14 protein-coding genes are annotated in these 17,875 nt (G+C 74.3%); 5 read left to right on the forward strand and 9 right to left on the reverse strand.

Going from position 1 to position 17,875, the window contains the following annotated elements:
* On the forward strand, positions 1–1,213 hold a 1,213-nt coding region (locus tag ACIA5A_RS16345), incomplete at its 5' end, for a protein kinase (RefSeq protein ID WP_396762257.1).
* On the opposite strand, the gene ACIA5A_RS16350 is transcribed toward ACIA5A_RS16345, so the two are convergent.
* The gene (locus ACIA5A_RS16350) at positions 1,200–1,595 is read right to left on the reverse strand and encodes a hypothetical protein (protein ID WP_396762260.1); all 396 of its coding nucleotides are present in this window, start codon (positions 1,593–1,595) and stop codon (positions 1,200–1,202) included. The genes ACIA5A_RS16345 and ACIA5A_RS16350 overlap by 14 nt on opposite strands.
* A 236-nt stretch (positions 1,596–1,831) precedes the next feature.
* Between ACIA5A_RS16350 and ACIA5A_RS16355 the strand changes: the two genes are divergently transcribed.
* The 3 genes from ACIA5A_RS16355 to ACIA5A_RS16365 all read left to right on the forward strand — a co-directional run bounded on the left by ACIA5A_RS16355 (position 1,832) and on the right by ACIA5A_RS16365 (position 5,778).
* On the forward strand, positions 1,832–3,610 hold the full coding sequence (locus ACIA5A_RS16355) for an alpha/beta hydrolase (protein ID WP_396762263.1): 1,779 nt from the start codon (positions 1,832–1,834) through the stop codon (positions 3,608–3,610).
* A gap of 126 nt (positions 3,611–3,736) precedes the next feature.
* Positions 3,737–4,678, forward strand: a complete 942-nt coding sequence (locus ACIA5A_RS16360) for a transporter substrate-binding domain-containing protein (RefSeq protein ID WP_181570778.1) — start codon at positions 3,737–3,739, stop codon at positions 4,676–4,678.
* Positions 4,675–5,778, forward strand: a complete 1,104-nt coding sequence (locus ACIA5A_RS16365; RefSeq protein ID WP_181570777.1) for a hypothetical protein — start codon at positions 4,675–4,677, stop codon at positions 5,776–5,778. Before ACIA5A_RS16360 ends, ACIA5A_RS16365 begins: the two co-directional genes overlap by 4 nt.
* 27 nt (positions 5,779–5,805) lie before the next feature.
* Here the strand turns inward: ACIA5A_RS16365 and ACIA5A_RS16370 are convergent, their stop codons facing one another.
* The 7 genes from ACIA5A_RS16370 to ACIA5A_RS16400 form a co-directional block, all read right to left on the reverse strand.
* The gene (locus tag ACIA5A_RS16370; RefSeq protein WP_396762266.1) at positions 5,806–6,969 is read right to left on the reverse strand and encodes an acyl-CoA dehydrogenase family protein; all 1,164 of its coding nucleotides are present in this window, start codon (positions 6,967–6,969) and stop codon (positions 5,806–5,808) included.
* Positions 6,966–8,987 carry a biotin carboxylase N-terminal domain-containing protein gene (locus tag ACIA5A_RS16375; RefSeq protein ID WP_396762269.1) on the reverse strand — a complete coding sequence of 674 codons (2,022 nt, stop codon included), beginning with the start codon at positions 8,985–8,987 and terminating at the stop codon, positions 6,966–6,968. The genes ACIA5A_RS16370 and ACIA5A_RS16375 overlap by 4 nt, the downstream gene beginning before the upstream one ends.
* A 68-nt stretch (positions 8,988–9,055) precedes the next feature.
* Entirely contained in the window at positions 9,056–10,660 is a 1,605-nt protein-coding gene (locus ACIA5A_RS16380; protein ID WP_396762272.1) for an acyl-CoA carboxylase subunit beta, read from the reverse strand.
* Positions 10,657–11,796, reverse strand: coding sequence for an acyl-CoA dehydrogenase family protein (locus tag ACIA5A_RS16385; protein WP_396762274.1), 1,140 nt, complete (start codon positions 11,794–11,796; stop codon positions 10,657–10,659). The genes ACIA5A_RS16380 and ACIA5A_RS16385 overlap by 4 nt, the downstream gene beginning before the upstream one ends.
* Positions 11,793–13,469, reverse strand: a complete 1,677-nt coding sequence (locus ACIA5A_RS16390) for an acyclic terpene utilization AtuA family protein (protein ID WP_396762277.1) — start codon at positions 13,467–13,469, stop codon at positions 11,793–11,795. The genes ACIA5A_RS16385 and ACIA5A_RS16390 overlap by 4 nt, the downstream gene beginning before the upstream one ends.
* Positions 13,466–14,260 (reverse strand): TIGR03084 family metal-binding protein, encoded by a 795-nt coding sequence (locus ACIA5A_RS16395; RefSeq protein ID WP_396762280.1) that lies wholly within the window; start codon positions 14,258–14,260, stop codon positions 13,466–13,468. Before ACIA5A_RS16395 ends, ACIA5A_RS16390 begins: the two co-directional genes overlap by 4 nt.
* 37 nt (positions 14,261–14,297) lie before the next feature.
* The gene (locus ACIA5A_RS16400; RefSeq protein WP_396762283.1) at positions 14,298–14,933 is read right to left on the reverse strand and encodes a TetR/AcrR family transcriptional regulator; all 636 of its coding nucleotides are present in this window, start codon (positions 14,931–14,933) and stop codon (positions 14,298–14,300) included.
* Positions 14,934–15,054: 121 nt separating this feature from the next.
* Here ACIA5A_RS16400 and ACIA5A_RS16405 point away from each other — a divergent pair, with 121 nt between their 5' ends.
* Positions 15,055–17,091, forward strand: a complete 2,037-nt coding sequence (locus ACIA5A_RS16405) for an aminotransferase class I/II-fold pyridoxal phosphate-dependent enzyme (RefSeq protein WP_396762286.1) — start codon at positions 15,055–15,057, stop codon at positions 17,089–17,091.
* 14 nt (positions 17,092–17,105) lie between these two features.
* Here the strand turns inward: ACIA5A_RS16405 and ACIA5A_RS16410 are convergent, their stop codons facing one another.
* Positions 17,106–17,873 (reverse strand): class I SAM-dependent methyltransferase, encoded by a 768-nt coding sequence (locus ACIA5A_RS16410; protein ID WP_396762289.1) that lies wholly within the window; start codon positions 17,871–17,873, stop codon positions 17,106–17,108.
* Between the last annotated feature and the right edge of the window lie 2 nt (positions 17,874–17,875).

Raw genomic sequence — 17,875 nt, forward strand, 5'->3', positions numbered from 1 at the left:
CCAGCACCCCTATCTGATCATGGAACTCTGCGACGGCTCGTACGCGGAACGGATGCGCACCTCGCCGCTCGGCCCGGCGGAGACCCGCGACCTCGGCGTGAAGATCGCCGACGCGCTGGCCCACTCGCACGCCGCAGGAGTGCTGCACCGCGACGTCAAGCCCGCGAACATCCTGCACTCCGAGTTCAACTCGGCGGTGCTCGCCGACTTCGGGCTGGCGGTGCTGGCCGAGGTGCGCGACGCCTCGGTCACGCTTGAGGTGCTCACCCCCGCGTACGCGCCGCCGGAGATGTTCAGCCACAGCCCGCCCAGCCCCGCCGTGGACGTCTACGCGCTCTGCGCCACGCTCTACGCGGTGATGCACGGCCGGCCGCCGCGCTGGCAGTCCGAGCGCAATCCGAGCCTGGTCACCGTGCTGGAGATGTTCCAGCACCCGATCCCCGGCCTGCCCGGGGTGCCCGAGGAACTGATCGACGTGCTGCGTCTGGGCATGTCCAACGACCCGGGCGAGCGTCCCTCCGCGGTGGAACTGCGCGGCATGCTCGCCGCGCTCCCGCTCGACCCGGGCACCCCGGCGGCCCCGTTCGTCGGCACCGGCGGCCCGTACGGCCGCCCCGGTGGGCCGAGCCCGCGGCAGCCGGTCAAGGACGACCACCCGACCGTGCCGGCCCGGAGCCGGCGCTGGCCGAGGCGCTGGTTCCTCGGCGGGGCCGGCGTGCTCGCGCTGGCCGCCTCCGCCGGCGGTGGCGCCTGGCTGGCCGGCGGTTCACCACCGGCGGTCTCGCCGACCGTGCTGGCCACCGGCGTGGCCGGGGCGACGACGCTGCCCGGGTGCGCGTCCGCCGACGTCCGGCTCCCGACCGGCGCGCGCTGCGGGTCCGAGTTGGAGTGCTACGGCCCGGTGCGGCTGCGCCGCGACCGGGCCGAGGCGAGCCGGGTGCCGTGCGACGGGCAGCACACCTGGGAGACGTACGCCGCGGGCGACCTGCCGGCCTCGCTGGCCGGGGCGGCGCACGACGCGGTCACCGCCGACCCGGGCGTCCGCAGGATCTGCAACACCGGCACGTTCCGGCTGGTCAGCGGCGTCAAGAAGGCGACCGGGTGGAACCTGGAGGTGTTGCCGCCGGCCGCGACCGAGGCCGACCGCACCTACCGCTGCCTGGCCGGGCAGGGCGTGAACGCGCTCGCCCGCCCCACCCTCACCGGTCGCTGAGCCCGTTCCCGGCCCGCTGCTGCTGGCGTACCGACCTCGGGTCGAGCGTCTCCAGCGTGTCCGCGTCGACCGGGTGACCGGCCGGGGCGCGCAGGTTCCGCACCGCGCGCGGGTCGATCGCCTGGAGCGTGTCCGCGTCCACCCCGAGGCCCGGGTCGGAGACCGGCCAGCCCTCGGCTCGCGGGGGTTCGGCGCCGCCGGACTGTCGGGCGGAGGTGACGGTCACGCCGGCGATCATGCCGAGCACGACGCAGACCAGGGCCAGCACGACCGACAGGATGCCGGGCGGCCGCCAGACCGCCAGCGTCACCAGCGCGGCAAGCGTCGCCACGGACGCGACGACGGCCTTCGTCCGCGCACTCGACCTCGGGAACGAACTCACCCGACAAGCATGGCTGAGCGCGTCGACCTGTCAACCGCCGGCATGCGACGGCTTCCCGTCACACGCGTGCTCCACTTCGGAGCGCCAAAAGCGTCGATCGAGAAAAATCGTTACATCGCTTGGTCTTTTGCCGTGTTGGTCCGTGTTCGGGGGCCACCTCGGATGGCCGACAATCCCTAAAGTGGCGGGGGTCGAGGTGTCCTCGACGGATCTGTTCCCCACCGGAAGGCAGCCACATGCCCCGAGTAGTCCGGTCCCTCGCCGCAACAGGGATCGCCGGGATCCTCCTCGCCGGATCGGCGGTCGCGCCCGCCGCGGCCGCCACCCCGCAGCCGCCGACCTACGACCGCACCAGCGCGGCCGAGGCGCGCCGGGTGGATCGCGTGCCGACGCCGAAGCTCGACTGGTACGCCTGCTACGACTACGCCGAGTGCGCCACGGTCCGGCTGCCGCTGGACTACGACCAGCCCAAGGGCGCCACCACCGAGGTGGCGCTGCTCCGGGTCAAGGCCCGCGACCAGCAGCACAAGGTCGGCAGCCTGTTCCTCAACCCGGGCGGCCCGGGCGGCTCCGGCACGGACATCGCGCTCGCCGCGCCCTACTTCCTCGGCGACGACCTGCTCGACCGCTTCGACGTCGTCGGCGTCGACCCGCGCGGCGTGGCGGCCAGCGACAACATCAAGTGCTTCCCGTCCGTGAAGGACCAGGCCAAGGCGTACGCCGGGCTGAACGTCGCCTTCCCGTGGACGAAGGCCGAGGAGAAGGCGTACGTCGCCTCGTCCAAGGCGGTCGGCAGGGCGTGCTCGACCACCGGCAAGCCGCTGACCGGCGCGGCGTCCACCGCCGAGGTGGCCCGCGACATGGACGTGCTGCGCCGGGCGGTAGGCGACAAGAAGCTCAGCTACCTGGGCTTCAGCTACGGCACCGCGCTCGGGCAGTACTACGCCAACATGTTCCCGGACCGGTTCCGCGCGCTCGTCGTGGACGGCGTGCTCAACCCGAACGCCTGGGTCGGTCAGGGCAAGGCCCGCGACCAGCTCCAGGAGACCCGGCTGCGCAGCGCCGACGGCGCCTACAAGGCGCTGCACGAGATCCTGGTCCGGTGCGGCAAGGTCGGCGCCGACAAGTGCGAGCTGGCCGCCAAGGGCGACCCGGTCGCCGCCTACGAGACGGTCGCGAAGCGGCTGCGCAAGAAGCCGGTGGTGATCGACGACCCGGACTACGGCTCCTACACCGTCAGCTACGCCGACTTCGTCGGCGCCACGCTCGGCGCGCTCTACGACCCGTACGGCTGGTCGTCGGTCGTGGAGATCACCGTGCAATTGCTGGCCGCCACCGACCCGGCCGCCGGCAAGGCCGCCACCGCCTCGGCCCGCAAGGCGCTCGCCGCCCGCGCCGCCCAGGCCCGGCAGCAGCGGGGCTACGACTTCCCCTACAACAACGGGCTGGAGACGTTCCTGACCGTCGACTGCACCGACGCCTACCACCCGAAGAGCGCGGACGCCTGGCCGGCGCTGTCGGCCAAGGAGGACCAGCGGGCGCCCTACTTCGGGCGGGCCTGGGCCTGGGGCACCTCGCCCTGCGCCCGCAACACCTGGACGGTGCGCGACGAGGACGCCTACACCGGCCCGTTCAACCGCACCACCGCAGCCCCGGTGCTGGTGGTCGGCAACTACTGGGACCCGGCGACCAACTACCAGGGCGCGGTCGGCTCGGCCCGACTGCTGCCGAACAGCCGGCTGCTGAGCAGCGACAGCTGGGGCCACACCGCGTACGGCACCTCGGCGTGCGTGACCGGCAAGGTCGACGCGTACCTGCTCACCGGCAAGCCGCCGGCCAAGGGCACGCGCTGCGTCGGTGACTCCCAGCCGTTCCAGGACGACCCGTCGGCCGAGCGGGCGGACGCGTCCAAGAGCGAGCTGGCCCGTGCCGGCGAGCCGGGCCGGGGCGAGCCGAAGCGGCTGCCGCCGGTGGCCACCCCGCGGCCCGCGGTCGGCACGCTGACCGTCCGCTGACGGACCCCCGGGGTACGGCGGGCGATCGGGCGCCCGCCGCACCCCGGGCCCGCAGCGACACTGCCCATTGTGTGTCGACCGCTACTCTGGGTGCCCCTGTCGACGTGTCCGTGATCGAGGTGCCCGATGCCCGAGGTTCCGCCCCGCCACCGGCTCCGCTCGCTCGCCACCACGCTGGCCGTGGCGGTCACGCTCACCCTGGCCGCCGCCGCGGGCTGCGACAACCGGCGCGAACCCCCGCTGCCGTCGGTCCTCGACAAGCTGCACGAGTCGCACGTCGACGGCCAGGCGAAAATCAAGATCGGGATCTCCGAGACCGAGCCGCTGATGGGCGAGCTGCGCGACGGCGCGCACACCGGCTTCGACGTCGAGATCGCCCGCTACATCGCCGCGTCGCTCGGCTTCCAGGGCGAACAGCGCATCCAGTGGGTGGCGCTGGACACCGAGGACCGCATCCCCGCGCTCCAGGGCGGCACCGTCGACCTGGTCGTGTCCAGCTTCTCGATGACCGAGGAGCGGGAGAAGCTGATCAGCTTCGCCGGGCCGTACTTCGTCACCACCCAGGAGGTGATGGTGCCGAAGCGGCTGCGGGACCGCGTCCGCACCATCGAGGACCTGCGCCGGCCGGAGCTGAAGATCTGCACCAGCGGCGGCTCCACCACCGAGGCGGAGCTGGAGAAGCACCAGGTCCGGGCGTACGTGGTGAAGACCGTCGGGGACTGCGTACGGGGCATCCGGGAGGGGCGCTACGACGCGGTCAGCTCCGACGAGACCATCCTGGCCGGCTTCCTGTCGCAGTACCCGACCGAGTTCGAGATCGTCGACATGCCGTTCGGCACCAGCGAACTGCTCGGCGTCGGCGTGCCGATCGGCGACCCGGCGCTGCGTGACCTGGTCGCGTTCGCCCTGCAGAAGAGCTACCTGGAGGGTCGGGACGGGATCAGCAGCCCCTGGCTGACCGCCTACAACCGCACGCTCGGGCCGTGGCTGAAGGCGGACAAGTCCCAGCCGCAGCCGCTGAACGTGCCGAAGCTCGTCGACTTCGACGACAAGGCGCCCCGGCGATGACCGCCCCGCCCGAGGCCGCCCCGCCCGAAGGCGACGTGCCGGGCGCCGCCCCGCCGCCCCGTCGGACCCCGACCGGTTCCGGGTCGGTCGGCGCGCCGCCCGCCCGACCCGTACCGCCGCCGGCCGACCCGGCCGAACGCCGCGCCCGGGCCACCCAGTCGTTCTGGACCGCGGTGGTCGGCGTGCCGGCGGTCTTCTCGGTGCTCCGGCTCGGCGTCGAGGCGGGCGGCGAGTTGCAGACCACGCTGCTGCTGGTGGCCAACGTCGGCACCGTCAACCTGCTGGCCGGCTTCCTCACCACGGCCGCCGCGCTGCTCTCCACCGCCCTGGTCGCGGTCTTCGCGCTCGGCGCGGTGCTGCGGGTGAGCGTGGAGCGGATGCCGCCCGGCACCCGCCGCCCGCTCTTCGCCCGATGGGTGGACAGCACCCCCGCCTGGTTCGCGGTGGCCAGCTTCCTGCTCGCGCTGGGCACCTGGCCGCTGCTGTACCTGCCGCTGCTGCTCCCGGCGTTCGTGGCCGCCTTCCAGCTCAGCCCGGAACGGCTGCACGAACAGCGGGCACCCCGCCTGCTGCTGCTCGCCGCCGGCTTCGCCGGATACCTCTGGCTGCTCGGGCCCACCCTGCTCGACGCCGTCCGGCAGCGGGAGGCGCTCGCGTTGACGCTCCTGGTCGTACCCCCGGTGCTGGCGCTCTTCGTGACCGGCCCGCTGCCGGCGGCGGTGATCCGGCCGCTCGCCTCGATCACCGAGGCGGCGGTGCTGGCCATGCTGGTCTGGGCCGCGCTACCGGTGATCACCACGCCGGTGCTGCCGCTGACCGTGACCACCGTCGAGTCGTCACCAGGCGTCATGGAGGACGTCCGTGGCCACGTGGTCACCGTGGACGACGTCGACGTGGTGCTCCTCCAGGAGCGCGGCGGCGTGCGTTACCTGCCGGTCGGCCAGGTACGCGCGCAGGTGCTCTGCCCGAGCGAGGACGAACTGCCCCGGCGGCAACTGCGGGTGCGCGACTTCCACGTGGAGGACTCGCTGTTGGAGGGGCTGGGCCGCCGGGTCCGCCCGGTGCACCGGATCGACGCCGCCTGCCGCACGGCCACCTGAGTTCCGGTCGCGGGCGGACCCGACGACTCAGTAGGACTTGTCCTGGCCCAGCACGTGCTGGGCGACGAAGTTGAGGATCATCTCGCGGCTCACCGGGGCGATCCGGCCGGCGCGCACCGCGCCGAGCAGCGTCGCCACGCCGTACTCGGTGGTCATGCCGGCCCCGCCGAGCGCCTGGACGGCGGTGTCCACGGCGAGCGCGGCGGCCTCGCCGGCCGCGTACTTGGCCATGTTGCCGGAGACGCCGGCCTCCAGGTCGCGGCCGGCGTCGTAGAGCGCCGCCGCCTTCTGGATCATCAGGCGGGCCAGCTCCACCTGCACGGCCGCGTGCGCGAGCGGGTGCGCCACGCCCTGGTGGGAGCCGATCGACCGGCCGCCCCAGACCTTGCGGGTGGCGGTGTAGTCGGACGCCTTCTCGATCGCGTACCGGCCGGTGCCGGCGCCCATCGCGGCGACCGTGATCCGCTCCGGGTTGAGGCCGGCGAACAGCGCCGGCAGGCCGGCGTCCAGCGACTCGCCGACAAGCGCGTCGGCGGGCAGCCGGACGTCGTCCAGGTAGAGCAGGAACTGGTTCTCCGGGGAGAGGATCTCCATGTCGAGCTTGGACTTCTCCAGCCCGGGCGCGTCGGTGGGCACGATGAACAACGCGGGCTTGAGCTTCCCCGTGGCGGAGTCTTCGGTCCTGGCGACCACCAGCACGTGGTCGGCCTCGTCCACGCCGGAGATGTAGACCTTGCGGCCGGAGAGCAGCCAGTCGTCGCCGTCGCGGCGGGCCACCGTGCCGAGCCGGTGGAAGTTCGAGCCGGCGTCCGGTTCGGTGATCGCGAAGACGATCTTCTGTGACCCGTCGGCGAGCCCGGGCAGGTGCTTCTTGCGCTGCTCCTCGGTGCCGTGCTTGGTGATCACGGTGGCGGCGATGGCGGGGGAGACGACGAGCAGCAGCAGCGGGCAGCCCGCCGCGGCCAGCTCCTCGCAGACCAGCGCCAGTTCGGTGATGCCGCCGCCCCCGCCGCCGTACTCGGTGGGGATGTTGACGCCGAGGTAGCCGAGTCGTCCGGCCTCGTGCCACAACTCGGTGGTGTGCTCACCGGCCTTGGCCTTGCGGACGAAGTAGTCGTGGCCGTACCTGCGACCCAGCGCGCGCACGGCGTCGCGGAGCTGGTCCTGTTCGGGCGTGAGGTCGAAGTTCACTGCGGGTCCTCCTCGGGGTCGACCACGGCCAGTACCGCGCCCGTCTCCACCTGGCCGCCGGGCGGCACCGGCAGCTCCGCCACCACGCCGTCGGCCGGGGCGAGCACGGGGTGTTCGAGCTTCATCGCTTCCAGCGTCAGCAGCAGGTCACCGGCGGCGACCCGCTGACCGACCTCGACGTGCACCTTGGCCACGGCGCCGGGCAGCGGCGCGAGCAGCGAACCGGCCGCCAGCGCCGCGGCGGGCCGGGGCAGCCGGGGCAGCTCGGTGAGGCTCGCCGCCCCGTCCGGGCCGTCCACGAAGACCGCCGACCCCACCCGGTGTACGCGGAACGCGTGCCGCACCCCGTCGACGTCGAGCACCACCCCGTCCGGCGCGGCGCTCACCAGCTCCACCAGCGCCGCCGGTGCCGGCTCCGGCTCGGTGTTAAGAGGGGCCCCCTGCTCTACCTCAGGCGTTAACAGGGGGACCCTGCTTTCCCACTCGGCGAGCGCACCGGTGCGGGTGAGGCGGTAGCTGATCTCGATGTCGGTGAAGCGGGTGAGCTGGGGGACGGCGGGCACGTTGCGCCAGCCCGACGGCAGGCCGGCGAGCACCGGGGCGGCGGCCCGGCGCGCGGCGGCACCGGCAAGCGCGGCGGCCAGCGCGGCCAGCGGGAGCCGCTCGGGCGGCAGCAGCGGCGCGAAGACCTCGGGATGCCGGTCCAGGAAGCCGGTGTCCACGTCGGCGGCGGCGAACTCCGGGCTGCGCAGCACCCGGACCAGCAGGTCCCGGTTGGTGGCCACGCCGTGCAGCTCGGCCCGGGCCAGCGCGCCGGCCAGGGCGCGGGCCGCCTCGGCGCGGGTGGGCGCCCAGGCGACCAGCTTGGCGAGCATCGAGTCGTAGTGCACGCCCACCGTCGAGCCGTCCACGACGCCCGAGTCGAGACGCAGGCCGGCGCGGGCCAGGTTCCCGAACTCGCGGTCCACCCCGGGGATCGCGAACCGGTGCAGCGTGCCGGTGGCCGGGCGGTAGCCCTCAGCCGGTTCCTCGGCGCAGAGCCGCACCTCGATGGCGTGGCCCTCGGCGGCCGGGGTCGCCGACACCGGTAGCGGTTCGCCCTCGGCCACCAGCAGTTGCAGCCGGACCAGGTCCAGCCCGGTGGTCAGCTCGGTGACCGGGTGCTCCACCTGAAGGCGGGTGTTCATCTCCAGGAAGTGGACCTGCCCGTCCGGCGCCAGCAGGAACTCCACCGTGCCGGCGCCCACGTAGTCCACCGCTCGGCCGGCCGCCACCGCCGCGGAGTGCAGCCGCGTCCGCACGTCGTCGGGGAGCACGCCCGGCGCCTCCTCGACGATCTTCTGGTGCCGGCGCTGGACGGAGCAGTCGCGTACCCCCTGCGCCACCACCGTGCCGTGGGTGTCGCCGAAGATCTGCACCTCGACGTGCCGGCCACGCTCGACGTACCGCTCGATGAAGACGGTGCCGTCGCCGAACGCCGCCGCCGCCTCGCGGCGCGCGCCCGCCACGGCCTCGGCCAGCCCGGCCGCGTCGCGGACCACCCGCATGCCCCGGCCGCCGCCGCCCGCGCTGGCCTTCACCAGCACCGGGAAGCCGGTGACCTGCTCCGGGTCGGTCCAGGTGGGCAGCATCGGCACGCCCGCGTCGGCGAGCAGCGCCTTCGCGGCCATCTTGTCGCCCATCGCGGCGATCGCCTTGGCCGGCGGCCCCACCCAGGTCAGGCCGGCGTCGGTCACCGCGGCGGCGAACTCGGCGTTCTCGGCGAGGAAGCCGTAGCCGGGGTGCACGGCGTCCGCGCCGGACCGGCGGGCCGCATCCAGGATCAGGTCGATGCGCAGGTACGTCTCGGCGGGCGTGTGGCCCGGCAACCGGACCGCCAGGTCGGCCTCGGCCACGAACGGCGCGTCGGCGTCCGCGTCGGAGTGCACGGCGACCGTGGCCACGCCGAGCGCCCGGCAGGTGGCGAAGACCCGACGGGCGATCTCCCCCCGGTTCGCCACCAGAAGCTTCGTGATCATTCGCGCTGAGCCTGCCTTTCGTTCGCGACTGCGGGACTCCGCTTCGCTGCGTTCCTCGCGCTCACAGGTCACATCCGGAAGACGCCGAAACCGTCGGCGCCCCTCACCGGTCCGTTGTGGATCGCCGACAGGCAGAGCCCGAGGACGGTACGGGTGTCCCGGGGGTCGATCACCCCGTCGTCGTAGAGCCGGCCGGAGAGGAACAGCGCCCCGGACTGCGACTCGATCTGCTGCTCGACCATCATCCGCATGGCGGTGTCGGTGTCCTCGTCGTACTCGCGTCCCCGGGCGGCGGCGGCCTGCCGGGCCACGATCGACAGCACCCCTGCCAACTGCGCCGGCCCCATCACCGCCGACTTCGCGTTCGGCCAGGTGAACAGGAACCTCGGCTCGTACGCCCGGCCGCACATGCCGTAGTTGCCGGCGCCGTAGGAGGCGCCCAGGTTGACCGTCAGGTGGGGCACCGTCGAGTTCGACACCGCATTGATCATCAGGGCGCCGTGCTTGATAATGCCGCGCTGCTCGTACTCGGTGCCGACCATGTAGCCGGTGGTGTTCTGCAGGAAGACGAGCGGCGTGTCGGCCGCGTTGGCGAGCTGGATGAACTGCGCAGCCTTCTGGGCCTCCTCGCTGAACAGCACGCCCCGGGCGTTCGCCAGCACGCCCACCGGCCAGCCGTGCAGCTCGCCCCAACCGGTCACCAGCGCGCTGCCGTAGGCGGGCTTGAACTCGTCGAACGCGCTGTCGTCGAGCACCCGGGCCAGCACCTCGCGCGGGTCGAACGGCACCTTCAGGTCGGCGCTGGCGATGCCGAGCAGCTCCTCCGGGTCGTACCGGGGTGGCCGGGGGGACGGGTTGCGCGGCGGCGGGCCGGCCTTGCGCCAGTTGAGCCGGCGGACGCACTGCCGGGCCAGCCGGACCGCGTCCCGCTCGTCCTCGGCGAGGAAGTCGGCCAGACCGGACGTGCCGGCGTGCATCTTCGCGCCGCCCAGCGACTCGTCGTCGGTCACCTCGCCGGTGGCCATCTTCACCAGCGGCGGCCCGGCCAGGTAGACCTGCGACCGCTCCCGGATCATGATGGTGAAGTCCGACATGCCCGGCACGTACGCGCCGCCGGCGGTGGCGTTGCCGAAGACCACGCTCACCGTGGGGATCTTCGCGGCGGAGAGCCGGGTCAGGTCGCGGAACACCCGCCCGCCGGGGATGAAGATCTCGGCCTGGGTGGGCAGGTCGGCGCCGGCCGACTCGACCAGGTTCACCATCGGCAGCCGGTTGGCCAGCGCGATCTCGCCCGCCCGCCGGGTCTTCGCCAGCGACCACGGGTTGATCGCGCCGCCGCGTACCGTCGGGTCGTTCGCCACGACGAGGCACTCCACGCCCTCGACCACGCCGATGCCGGTCACGGTGCTGGCGCCCACCGGGAAGTCCGTGCCGTACGCGGCCACCGGCGACAGCTCCAGGAACGGGCTGTCCGGGTCGAGCAGCAGCTCGATGCGTTCCCGGGGGAGCAGCTTGCCGCGCTTGTGGTGCCGGGTCACGTACTTCTCGCCGCCGCCGGCGCGGGCCTGGTCCAGCGCCGCGTCCAGCTCGGCGAGGCGTTCCAGCAGCGCGTCGCGGTTGGCCTGAAACGCTGGCGCGGACGGATCGACCGTGCTCTGGAGAACCGTGCTCACAGGCCCATACCCTTCGCGATGATCTCGTTCATGATCTCGGTGGTGCCGCCGCCGATGCCGAGGATGCGGGCGTCCCGGTAGTGCCGCTCCACCTCGGCGTCGCGCAGGTAGCCGAAGCCGCCGTGCAGTTGCAGCGCGGCGTCGACCACGACGTCGCAGGCGGCCACCGCCACGTTCTTCGCCATCGCCACCTCGGTCACCACCGGCTGGCCGGCGGCGACCCGCTCGGCCACCTCGTGCACGTACGCCCGGGCCGCCTCGGCACGGGTGTGCATCTCGGCCAGCCGGTGCCGGACGAGCTGCCGGCCGGCGAGCGGACGGCCGAACGTGGACCGGTCCCGGCACCACCGCACGGCCAGGTCCACGCAGCGCTGCGCGGTCGCGTACGCCTGCGTGGCGAGCGAGAGCCGCTCGGCGGCGAACTGCTGCATGACGGCCAGGAAGGCGGTGTCCTCCGGGCCGACCCGGTTCGCCACCGGTACCCGGACGTCGACGAAGGACAGCTCGGCGGTGTCCGAGCAGTGCCAGCCCAGCTTCTCCAGCCGCCGGCCCACGGTGAACCCGGGCGTGCCCCGGTCGACCACCAGCAGGCTCAGCGAGCCCGAGCCGGGGAAGTCGGTGCAGACCGCGGTGGTCACGAAGTCGGCCCGGACGCCACTGGTGATGTACGTCTTCGACCCGTTCACCACGTAGTGGTCGCCGTCGCGTACCGCGCACGTGCGGATGGCGGCCACGTCCGAACCGCCGTCCGGCTCGGTGATCGCGAGCGCGCCGATCATCGTCCCGGCCAGCGTGGGCCGGACGTACGTGTCGATCAGGTGCGCGTCCTGCGCCGCGATGATGTGCGGGAGCGCGATGCCGTGCGTGAACAACGCGGCGACCAGCCCGGACGAGCCGCCCGAGCGGATGATCTCCTCGGTGACGACGATCGAGTCGAGCAGGTCGCCGCCGCTGCCGCCGACCGACTCGCCGAAGCCGATGCCGAGCAGCCCGACCTTGGCGGCGGTCTCGTGCAGCGACCGGGGCACCTCGCCGGCCCGCTCCCAGTCCGACAGGTGCGGCAGCACCTCCCGGGTGACGAAGGCGCGGGTCAGCTCGCGGAGCTGCCGGCGCTCGGGGGTGTCCACGATGGTCACGCCGGCACCTCCTCGGCCGGCAGGTCGACCACGCGGGCGCGCAGCAGCTCGCCGAGCGCCTTGGCCTGCGGGTCGAACCGGGTGGACGCGGCCACGCCCTGCCCCAGCAGACCCCGGATGACGAAGTTGACCGCCCGCAGGTTCGGCAGCTCGTACCGCTCGACGGTCAGCGTGGCGGTCTCCGGCAGCAGCTCGGCCAGCCGTTCCACGGTGAGCCAGCCGCGCAGCCAGGCCCAGGTGGCGTCCGTGCGGGCCCAGACGCCGAGGTTGGCGTCCCCGCCCTTGTCACCCGACCGCGCCCCCACCACCTCACCCAGCGCCCCCCGCCGGGTGCGGCGTAAGGAGGGGCCCCTTGTTAACGCCTGGTGCATAACAGGGGGCCCCTGCAAACCACCTACCCGCGGCGGCGGGATGGGCACGCGCTCGCCGGAGGGGAGCACCGCCGTGTGCGCCACCGCGTCCTGGGGGATCGTGTCGGCGGTGAACACCCCGTACGGCGTGGCGTCGCCGGGCAGTGTGGTCAGCGTGCAGCCCGGATAGGAGGCCAGCGCCAGCTCCACCGCGGCCGCCGAGAACGCCCGCCCGGCCCGTGCCTTGTCGCCGTCGCGCAGGTGTACGTGCAGCAGCGCGCTCGCCGCCTCCGTGTCGGCGGCGTCCGGGTGGTCGGTGCGGGCGAGCGTGAACTCCAGCCCCTCGGTGCCGACCGCCGCCTCGACCTGGCCCCGGACCAGCGCCGCCTTGGCCGGGATGTCCAGCCCGCACAGCACGAACGTCATCGAGTTGCGGAAGCCGCCCAGGTTGTTGACACCCACCTTGAGGGTGTCCGGCGGCGGCGTGCCGCGCACCCCCCGGACGCGTACCCGGTCCGGGCCCTGCTGCTCCAGCCGTACCGTGTCCAGCCGGGTCACCACGTCCGGGCCGAGGTAGTCCGGCCCGCCCACCTCGTAGAGGAGCTGGGCGGTGACCGTCTCCACGGTGACCGCGCCGCCGGTGCCGGGGTGCTTGGTCAGCACCGACGAGCCGTCCGGGTGCAGCTCGGCGATCGGGAAGCCGGGGCGGTGCCCGCCGTCCGGCAGCTCGGTGAAGAAGCTGAAGTTGCCGCCGGTGACCTGCGCCCCGCACTCGATCAGGTGCCCGGCCACGGTCGCCCCGGCCAGCGCGTCGAGGTCGTCCCGGGTCCAGCCGAAGCGGGCGATGGCCGGCCCGACCGCCAGCGACGCGTCGGTGACCCGGCCGGTGACCACCACGTCGGCGCCCGCGTCGAGGCAGGCCGCGATCCCGAACGCGCCCAGGTACGCGTTCGCGGTCAGCGCGTCCGATCGCTGGAGCGCGTCGCCTTCCACGTACCCCACGCGCACGTCCAGGCCGAGCCGCGCGGCGAGCGACCGGACCGCGTCGGCCAGGCCGGCCGGGTTGAGCCCGCCGGCGTTGGTGACAAGCGTGACCCCGCGCTCCAGCGCGGTGCCGAGCACGCCCTCGGCCTGCCGCAGGAACGTCTTGGCGTAGCCCAGCGACTCGTCGCGCATCCGGTCGCGACCGAGAATCAGCATGGTCAGCTCGGCCAGGTAGTCACCGGTGAGCACGTCGAGCTCGCCGCCGTCCAGCATCTCCCGCCAGGCCGCGAAGCGGTCGCCGTAGAAGCCGGACGCGTTGCCGACCCGCAGCACGCTCACGAGGAGACCCCGCGTGCCGGCTCGCGCTTGCCGCCGGGCGGCCCCGCGAACGCCTGGGCCACGTCCAGCCACTCGTCGGCGACCGGCCCGACGGCGACCAGGGCCAGGTCGGCGCGGTGCCGGCGCTGGGTGACGAGCAGGCAGAAGTCGAGCGCCGGCCCGGTGACCCGGTCCGCCGCGTCCGCCGGCCCGAAGGCCCAGATCTCGTCGCCCGCCGGGGCGGTCAGCTCGACCCGGACCGGGTCCGCCGGCATCGCGCGGCCGTGCGCGGCGAAGCCGTGGCCGAGGGTACGGAAGCCGAGGTGGGCGACGTGCCGCAGCCGCGCTGTCGGGGTACGGGTGACGCCGAGCGCGTCGGCGACGTCCTCGCCGTGCGCCCAGGTCTCCATGATCCGGGCGGTGGCCATCGAGGCGGGCGACATCCGCGTCCCGTACCAGGGCAGTTTCTCGCCGGGCGGGGTGGCGGCCAGGGCCGCCGCGAGCGCGGTCCGGCCATCCCGCCAGCGGGCCAGCAGCGCGGGCGGTGCGGCGAGGAAGGACTCGGCGCCGTCGTCGACCAGGCGGGCCGGGTCGGGCGCGGACAGCACCGAGGCGTAGAAGGCGTCGGGGTCGGTGGCGGCGAGCCCGGCCACGTGGTCGGTCCAGGCCAGGTGGGCGATCTGGTGGGCGACGGTCCACCCAGCGGCGGGGGTGGCCCGGGACCAGTCCTCCGGTGGCAGCGAGCTGACCAGCGCGTCGAGCTGGTCGGACTCGGCGGCGAGATCCGCGAGCAGTGCGGTCGGGTCGACCATGGGGCCTCCGCAGGGTGTGCCGGTCAGGGGCGTCGGGTCAGTGCGGCCCGTGTGCGTCGGTGTCGGTGGTCGGGGTGAGCAGCGTGGCGAGCTGGCGTTTCCAGGTGTGCAGCAGGGCGGTGCGGCGGGTCGAGTCGTCGCTGAGCAGGTTGGCCACGCCCAGCCCGCGCAGCAGGTCGAGGGTGGCCTGCACCGCCTCGCGGACGCCGGGGCGGCTCTCGTCCACGCCGAGCAGCTCGACCGTGAGCCGGTGCATCTCCCGGCCCACGGTGGCCTCCAGCGGCACGAGCGCGTCGCGCAGCTCGGCGTCGGTGCGCGCGGCGACCCAGAGTTCGAGGGCGGCGACGAAGAGCGGCCCGGTGAAGGCCGCGGCGAGCAGGTCGACCACCCGGTCCAGTCGGCGCGGGCCGGCCGGCAGCGCGTCCGCCTCGGTGCGCAGCTCGATCGCCCGGCGCTCGGCGAGGTGGGCGACGGCGGCGGTGACCAGGGCGGCCTTGGTCGGGTAGTGGTGCAGTTGGGCGCCCCGGGAGACGCCCGCCCGGGCGGCCACCACGGTGGTCGTGGTGCCGGACCAGCCGTGCTCCACCAGACACTCGACGGTCGCCTCCAGCAGCCGGGCCTGGGTGGCGCGGCTGCGTTCCTGCTGCGGGACGCGGGTCGGTGCGGTGGGCACGGGGACAGCGTGCCGCCCACGAAACAAACAGTCAAGACTGACTTTTTCTACGCCCGTTTATCCGACACCCCCGGCGGCCGGATTCCGCGATACTGTGCTCCGCTCACGGGGAGGGCACGACATGGACGAATTCGTGCTGGTCGGCGGTTCCGGTTTCCTCGGCACCGCGACCGCCCAGGCACTGCTGGCCGCCGGCGCGCGGGTCACCACAGTGGACCGTCACCCGCCCGCCGAGGCGAACACCGCCGCTGGCCTCGCCTGGATCCGCGCGGACCTGCTCACCGACGACCCGCCCGAGCTGCCACCCGGCCTCGTCGTGGTGCTGCTCGGCGCGAGCGAGCCGCGCCCCCGCCGACCCTGGACGCTGCCCGTCGACAACGCCGTCAGCACGGCCCGGCTGCTGCCCCGGCTGGCCGGCCGGCGGGTCGTGCTCACCTCCTCCGTCGAGATCTACGGCGCGGTGGCCGGCCCGCTCCGTGAGGACACGCCCCCCGCGCTGCCGTGGACCGTCGAGGAGATCGACGACTGGTGCGCGCGAGCCCGCGAACTGGCCCGGACACCCTGCCCGCCCTGGCAGGCCGCCCCGCTGGCCCGCGCGATGGCCGACGCCGACCCCACCGGCCGCTGGACGTACGCGATGGCGAAGCTCGCCCAGGAACGGCTCGTCGCCGGCACCGTCGACCCCGACCGGCTGACCGTGCTCCGGCTCGCGAACGTCGTCGGCGCGGGACAGCACCGGGTCGTCACCCGACTGATCCGCCGCGCCCGCCAGGGGCTGCCGCTGCCGGTCACCGCCGACGCCGTCCGCAGCTTCCTGCCCGCCGACGCGCTCGCCCGGGTGCTGCACGACGGCATCGGCCCCGGCGTCTGGAACGTGGGCGGGGAGCCGGTGCCGCTGGCCGACCTCGCCACCTGGATCCGGGACCTGTGCGGCGCGTCGGCGCCGCTGCTGAGCGTGCCCCGCCAGACGCCGGACAGCTCCGGTCGGGTGGTCACCGACCGGCTCGCCGCCGCCGGCCACCGGATCGGTCCGCTCCGCCCGCACCTGGCGGCGCTGGCCGCCGAGGTGGACGACGGGACACCCCTGTTCCGGCCGCCGCTGCCGGTCGTCGTGCCGCCCCCGCCGGCCAACCCCGACCTGGTGGCCGCCCGCCAGCAGGAGGCGCTCGCCAGCGGCGAGGTCAAGCACGGCAACCGGTGGACGCGGGAACTGACCGAGCGGCTGGGCAAGGAACTGGAACTCGACGACGACCACCGGGTGCTGGTCACCGCGTCCGGCACCGCCGCGCTGCGGATCATGGTCGCGGCCACCGTCGGCCCGGCCCGCCCCGGCGACGTCGCGGTGCTGCCGTCGTACACCTTTCCCGCGACCGCGGAGATCCTGGTCCAACTCGGATACGCGCTGCGCTTCGTGGACGTGGACGCCGCGACCTGGACCCTGGACCCGGCGGCCGTGGCCGCCGCGATCGACCGGGGCGGGGTGCGACTGGTGCTCGGCGTGGACACCTTCGGCAACCCGTGCGACTACCCGGCGCTGCGGGCCGTCTGCGAACCCGCCGGAGTGGCGCTGCTGGCCGACTCCGCCGCCGCGCTCGGCAGCCTGCACCAGGGCCGCCCGGTGGCGCAGCAGGCGCTGGCCCACTCGTACTCGATGAGCTTCGCCAAGGTGGTCTCGGCCGGCGGGGCCGGCGGCGCCCTGGTGCTGCCCGCCGACGCCGCCGAGGCGGTGCTCGCCACGCCGGCCGGCTGGACCCGCTCCGAGCTGATGAACGAGCTGCACGCCGTGGTCGCGGTCGACCAGCTCGCGGAGCTGGACACGCTGGTCCGGCACCGGGCCGAGGTCGCCGAGGTCTACGCGGCCGCCGCGCACACGCTGCCGGTGGGCGTCCAGCGGGTCCGACCCGGAGACCGGCACTGCTGGGTGCACTGGGTGGCCCGGATCGCCGACCGGGACCTGGTGGCGGCGGAGCTGGCCGCCCTCGGCGTGCAGACCAAGCCCTACTTCGCGGCGATCCACCGCGGCCCGCTCGGCGGTGGCGAGCGACTGCCGGTGACCGAACGGCTCGACGCCGAGGCGCTGGCCCTGCCGATGTCCTCGGAACTCACCGTGGAACAGGCCGAACGGGTCGTCGCCGCGCTGCGACGCTGCCTGCGCTGAATCGACCCGGCCGGTCAGGCCGGGAGGCGGCCGGTCATAAGCAACTGCTTGCCGGCGTCGGCGAGGACCGGGTCGTCGCCCAGCCGGCGCTCCAGCGCCAGCAGCGCGTCCCGGTCGGCGGTGAGCCGCTCGGTGAGCCCCGCCCGGCCCAGCGGGCCGGCGCTGACCAGCAACCCGGCGCTGCGCACCTCGACCAGCCCGGCGGCGGCGAACGCGGCCTCCAGCCGGGCGCGGTCCAGCAGGTGCAGGTCGGCGGCGTGCCCGTCGGACCGCCAGACGCCCCGACGCCGGGCCAGCCGGTCCGCCGCCTCGTCGCCCCGACCGTCGCCGACCAGCTCCAGCACCAGCCCCACAAGCGAGTCCACCAGGACGGCCAGCACTCCGCCCGGACGCAGCCAGCCGGCCAGGTGCCGGACCGTGGCCTCCGGGTCGGCGGTGTACTGCAGCGAACCCATGGCCAGCACCGCGCCCGCCGTGGCGGGCAACGTCACCTCGGTCATCGAGCCCGCCACCAGCGTGAAGCCGGGACCGGGCGGGCGGCGGCGCAGCTCGGCGACCATCCCCGGCGCCTGCTCCACGCCGGTCACCGGATGGCCCAGGTCGAGCAGCCGCCGGGCCCAGCGACCCACGCCGCAGCCGGCGTCCACCACCGGCCCGTCCGGCGGCAGCAGCGCCCGCACCCGCTCCCACGCCAGGTCGTCGTACGCCCGCCGGTGCGGCACCGCGAAGTGCTCCTCGTAGCCGGGGGCCAGCGCGTCGTACAGCGGCTGGCTCGGGCGCATCG

The organism is Micromonospora sp. NPDC051300 (assembly GCF_044455315.1).
GTDB lineage: Bacteria > Actinomycetota > Actinomycetes > Mycobacteriales > Micromonosporaceae > Micromonospora > Micromonospora robiginosa.